Source organism: Acidobacteriota bacterium, from assembly GCA_016196035.1.
Taxonomy (GTDB): domain Bacteria; phylum Acidobacteriota; class Blastocatellia; order RBC074; family RBC074; genus JACPYM01.
This window is the reverse complement of sequence record JACPYM010000139.1, coordinates 1-4502: the sequence shown is the minus strand read 5'-3', so window position 1 is coordinate 4502 and position 4502 is coordinate 1. Positions and strand designations below refer to the sequence as shown.

5 protein-coding genes are annotated in these 4502 nt (G+C 61.0%); 4 read left to right on the top strand and 1 reads right to left on the bottom strand.

The features are described 5' to 3' along the window. On the bottom strand, positions 1 to 249 hold a 249-nt coding region (locus HY011_36485), incomplete at its 3' end, for a hypothetical protein (GenBank protein MBI3428450.1). A gap of 292 nt (positions 250 to 541) precedes the next feature. On the opposite strand from HY011_36485, the gene HY011_36480 reads away from it, so the two are divergent. From HY011_36480 to HY011_36465, 4 genes are read left to right on the top strand one after another with little or no spacing between them, the layout of a single operon-like run. After that, positions 542 to 1018 (top strand): hypothetical protein, encoded by a 477-nt coding sequence (locus HY011_36480; protein ID MBI3428449.1) that lies wholly within the window; start codon positions 542 to 544, stop codon positions 1016 to 1018. Then, positions 1015 to 2028: a toprim domain-containing protein gene (locus HY011_36475; protein MBI3428448.1), complete on the top strand. Its 1014-nt coding sequence runs from the start codon at positions 1015 to 1017 to the stop codon at positions 2026 to 2028. Before HY011_36480 ends, HY011_36475 begins: the two co-directional genes overlap by 4 nt. Beyond that, a complete protein-coding gene (locus HY011_36470; GenBank protein MBI3428447.1) occupies positions 2025 to 3068 on the top strand; it encodes a tyrosine-type recombinase/integrase in 1044 nt (347 codons plus the stop codon). The genes HY011_36475 and HY011_36470 overlap by 4 nt, the downstream gene beginning before the upstream one ends. 13 nt (positions 3069 to 3081) lie before the next feature. Beyond that, positions 3082 to 4236 (top strand): tyrosine-type recombinase/integrase, encoded by a 1155-nt coding sequence (locus tag HY011_36465; protein MBI3428446.1) that lies wholly within the window; start codon positions 3082 to 3084, stop codon positions 4234 to 4236. The last annotated feature ends 266 nt before the right edge of the window (positions 4237 to 4502 follow it).

The window sequence follows — 4502 nt, the reverse complement described above, 5'->3', positions numbered from 1 at the left end:
GCTTGCATCGTCCGTTGTCGACTCGTCTACCCATTTCACTTCCACCACTTGTACCTCCGTCGCTCCCTGCTCTTCACAAATCTGCGCGAGACGAATCACGTCTCCCGCGGTTACTCTTACGTTGCCTGCTGCGATCTGCTTGAGTCCGTAGGTGATTATTTCCGGGATCAGCCGTGTCCCCTGGTCTTCTTCCGCAGCGATGTCCTTACCTTGTTCCGTGAGTTCAGTGGTTTTCTGTTTCTTCTTCACGATTATTTCCCTGAGTGCCACTCGCGTTCCCGCGTGGCCGTTCTTTCTGGCTTTAATCTAACAGCCGTCGTCGCTCGCACGTGTCGAACTGAAAGTGCAAGTATAGGGAAACAAAAGAAATATAGTTTTTGAAAACCCGTGACCGGTTTACCGGCCAATCAACAGGCGTGTGGGTTGGGAGGGGTAAGGTGGGTCTTTTCTTCCAGATGAGCTTGTGATGCAGTAGGAAGCGAAGGTGGCCAATCGGGCAAACCGTAGGGCGGAGACTCCGAGGGGCCCCTTCGCCACCGCGATGATTGTATATATCGCATGGGACGACGCCGAAAGCAAGCCTTTGGAGTTTCTCCGAATCTGCCCCGGCTGCCACGAGCCCACAGTAATCGGACACGGCTGGCGCCAGCGGCGGGCGGACGACATCCACCACAGCACGATTCGCATTCACCGCGGAAAATGCAAACCCTGCCACCGGACGATCACGATGTTGCCTCGATGGCTGATCCCCGGCGGTCACTACAGTTGGACGGCGCGCCAGCAAGCCGAGCAACTGGCGCTGGAGCAGGAACTACCAGCAGAGCAATGCATCCCCGAGATCGCCGACCCGCAGCGTAGCATCGACCCATCCACAGTGAGGCGTTGGTTCCATCGCCGCTGGGAGAGCCTGATGATGGGATTGGTGGGATTGTCTTGGATCGTGCCACCACCCACCCTGTTTGCCTGGGATTGGAAGGCGGCAAGCCGTATTCTGATCGCGGAGACCAAGCCCCCATGACGAGCGAACAGAGAAACCGCTTGCGGCGGAGGATTCCGCTGCTCACTTACCTCGAACAACAAGGATGGAAACCAACCGCCTATAGCGAAGGGGCGGAAGTGTGTGGACGCTGCCCGCTGCACCACGACAACCGGCCGTCGTTCTATGTCAACCGGCACAAAGATGTGTTCTATTGCCACGGCTGCGGAGCGGGCGGCGATGTGATCCGGTTGGCGCAGTTGCTTGACGGTGTGGATTTCCGCACGGCAGTGGCCCGCCTAAGCCAACCAGGCACGGAAGACTGCCGGCAGCTATGGCGTCAAGCCTGCGAGTTCTATCAGGAGCAACTGCGCTGGAGCGAGGAAGCGCAAACCTACTTGCGGCGGCGGGGCATCGTGGACCGGCAGATCTGGAGCCGCATGGGCATCGGATATGCGCCGGGCGGCTGTCTGCGGGCCCATCTGGAGCAACGGGGCCATTGGCGCGAGGCGATCGCCGCCAGCGGGCTTACCGACGAGTGGGGCCGCGACCGGCTGTGGCGGGCGATCACCTTCCCGTTGGAGGAAACCTGCAACATCTATGGGCGCTGCCTGGATGCCGGGCTGGATGCGGCGAGTCACCGTCACCGGTTTCTGGCCAGAGGCAAAGGCGGACTGTACGGATGGAAGCAGGCCCGGCGGAACCAGAAGCTGATCGTGGTGGAAGGCTTATTCGACCTGGCTTCGCTGTGGCAGGCCGGATTCGACTACAGCGTTGCCTTGTTAGGCAGCCATTGGAATGGGCAACAACAACGGCAACTGCGGGCAGAATTCACAGGGACGGTCTACTTGTGTCTGGACGAAGATGCCAACGGCAGCGGCCAACGCGCGGCGCGCTTGTGGCGGCAGCGGTTGAGTGGCGGTGTTTGGCGTGTCGTGCGGGTGAGGCTGCCTGCAGGCTATGACCCCAACCGTTTCTTTGCCGAGGGAGCAAGCGCGGCGGAGTTCTCACAGTTACTCGATGAGGCCGAATGGGAGCAGGAGCAGCGATGAAGTTCTTTGTCCAATACCGTGAGGCAACAGCGGGATGTTCGCCCTACCGTCTGGTGGATGAGCAGGGCGGGGAGATCGAATGGGCGAACCGTTTTCTGGATGTGCAGCGAGTGCGCGGCTTGCAGGAACTCTCCTTGCGCTATTACGGGCATACCCTTCTCCATTTTGTCCGCTGGTGGGACCAGCAGCCGGGAGTGGACGTGAGGCGCTTTGACGCCAATCAGTTCAACGAAGCGACACTGCTGGATTATGTGCGGGCGCAGCGGGCAGAGCAGCGAGCCCCATCGGCGGAAACGATCAACAGCCGCTCCGCCATGTTGCGGCGGCTGTTCCGGTTTTACTTGGAAGACGTGATGCCGCATGCGCCCTGTCTGCTGCAGCGGCGCTATTGGACAGCACCGGGAGGGCGCGTCAGGAGGCGAGCGCCGGCTACCGATTTCCGGCTGCGTGTGCCGCCGCGGGTGATCGAGCCGTTGTCACGGGAACAAGTGCAACGCTTCTGGTCGAGTTTTCGCACGGCGCGGGATATCGCCATTGTGGGGTTGCTGCTGTGGAACGGATTGCGGTCGCGGGAAGTGCTGGCACTGGAGTTGGAAGATCTGCGGATGAGCGAAGGGCAACTGCGGGTAAACGGCAAGGGCGGGAAAGTGCGGCTGATGCCGTTGCCGCCGGAAACCACTCGTTTGTTGGATTGCTACCTGAAGACGGAGCGTCCGCTGACCAACGACGCGCATGTGTTTGTCAGTCTCAAGGGGAAGGCGCGCGGGAAGGCGATGACGCGGGCCGGGTTGCGGCGTCTGTTCCGCTATCACCGGGTGATCTCGCGGGTGGCGAAGGCGAACCCGCACCGGTTCCGGCACAACTTTGGCAGCGACATGATCCGCGCCGGGGTGAGTTTGCCGGCGCTGCAGCGTTTGATGGGGCACGCCAACATCGAGACGACGATGCTCTATATCCAGATCAGCCCGCAAGACGTGTATGAGGAATATGCGCGGGCAGTGGCCAGGCAGACGGGGCCGCCGAGGATCGCCGAGCCATGAAAGAGTCACGTTCATGAAAGTACCGGCACAGACGCTGGAGAGTGCGCTTGAATCGTGTCTGCGGCTGCTGGCAACGACGCTGCAGCCTGCCACGATGAGGCACTATCAACGTGCCGTCCGGCTGTTTTTGGACTATTTGCGGCAAAGCTTTCCCGAGGTGAGTAAGCCGGCGCAGTTACGGCGTGATCCACATCTGCTGGGATGGCTGGAGTATTTGTGGAAACGGCGCACGCTCAGAGGTGAGCCGCTGCAGAACAGCACTCGCGCTAGCCATGTGATCGAATTGCGAAATCTGCTCGACATGCTGGCGGAACTGCCGCAGCCGCCGGTGAACGGGTTGCTGCGCGGCTCGGATGTTCCGCGGCGCGAGCATCGCTTGCCGCGTCCGCTGAGCCCGGAGGATGACGCACGTTTGCAGAGCCGTTGGCGCGAGGCGACCGATCTGTTGCGTTGCGCATTACTGCTCCAGCGTTTGACGGGCATGCGGATTGGGGAATGTGCCGATCTGCGGGCGGATTGTCTGCGTCATTTGGGGGACAACCGGTGGAGCTTGCATGTTCCGCACGGCAAGCCGCAAAGCGAGCGCTGGGTTCCGGTGGATGACCAGGTGCGAGTGTTGGTGGAACGGTTGTGTTTTCTGCGCACGTTGCCGCCGGGAGCCGAAGAGCGGTATCTGTTGCCGCGGCCGGGAGGGCGGGCGGCGTTACTCCATCGCTTGCGGGAAACACTGCACACCGATGCCGCGGCGGTGGGGATTGAGGCGCGCGTGGTTCCGCATCAGTTGCGGCATACATACGCCACGACGATGTTGCGGGCCGGAGTGAGTTTGCCGGCGCTGATGAAGTTACTGGGGCATCACAACGCGAATATGACTTTGCTGTATGTGGAGGTCACGCAGCAGGATCTGCAGCGGGAGTTTCACGCGGCGCGGATGCATCCACGCTACCAGATGCCGCTGCCCCAGGCGATGCAGCAGATGCCCACGGATGATCCGGCGGGGTTAGCTGCGCTATGCGCTGCCGTGGAGGCTGCCTGCCGGGGGATTGAGTTGTACAGAAGACGGGCAGCTGCGACCGGGTCCAAGCCACTCCAACTTCTGTCCCGGCGGCTGATACGCATTCGCGCGGGGCTTGCAAAACTGGCGGCCATGGCGGGTGAAGAGAAATAGGCACAGATTGGCCGGTAAATGATCCGCTCTGGCGGTAACCGGGGGAGCGCCCACCTGGGCGGATGAAGATGGGGATTTGACGGGTTTGCGACTAGGAAGAACGGGAGACATATTAAGCAACGGATGAACACGGATGAATCGTTTATGGATGGCGGTGGCCCCGTCCAGTCATCGGGATGTGATTGGCCACCGATGTCTGAGGGATGAAAATGGGCCGGAGGTTTCTCGCAGAAAACGCAAAGCGGAGCAAAAGCGCAAAAAGAGTT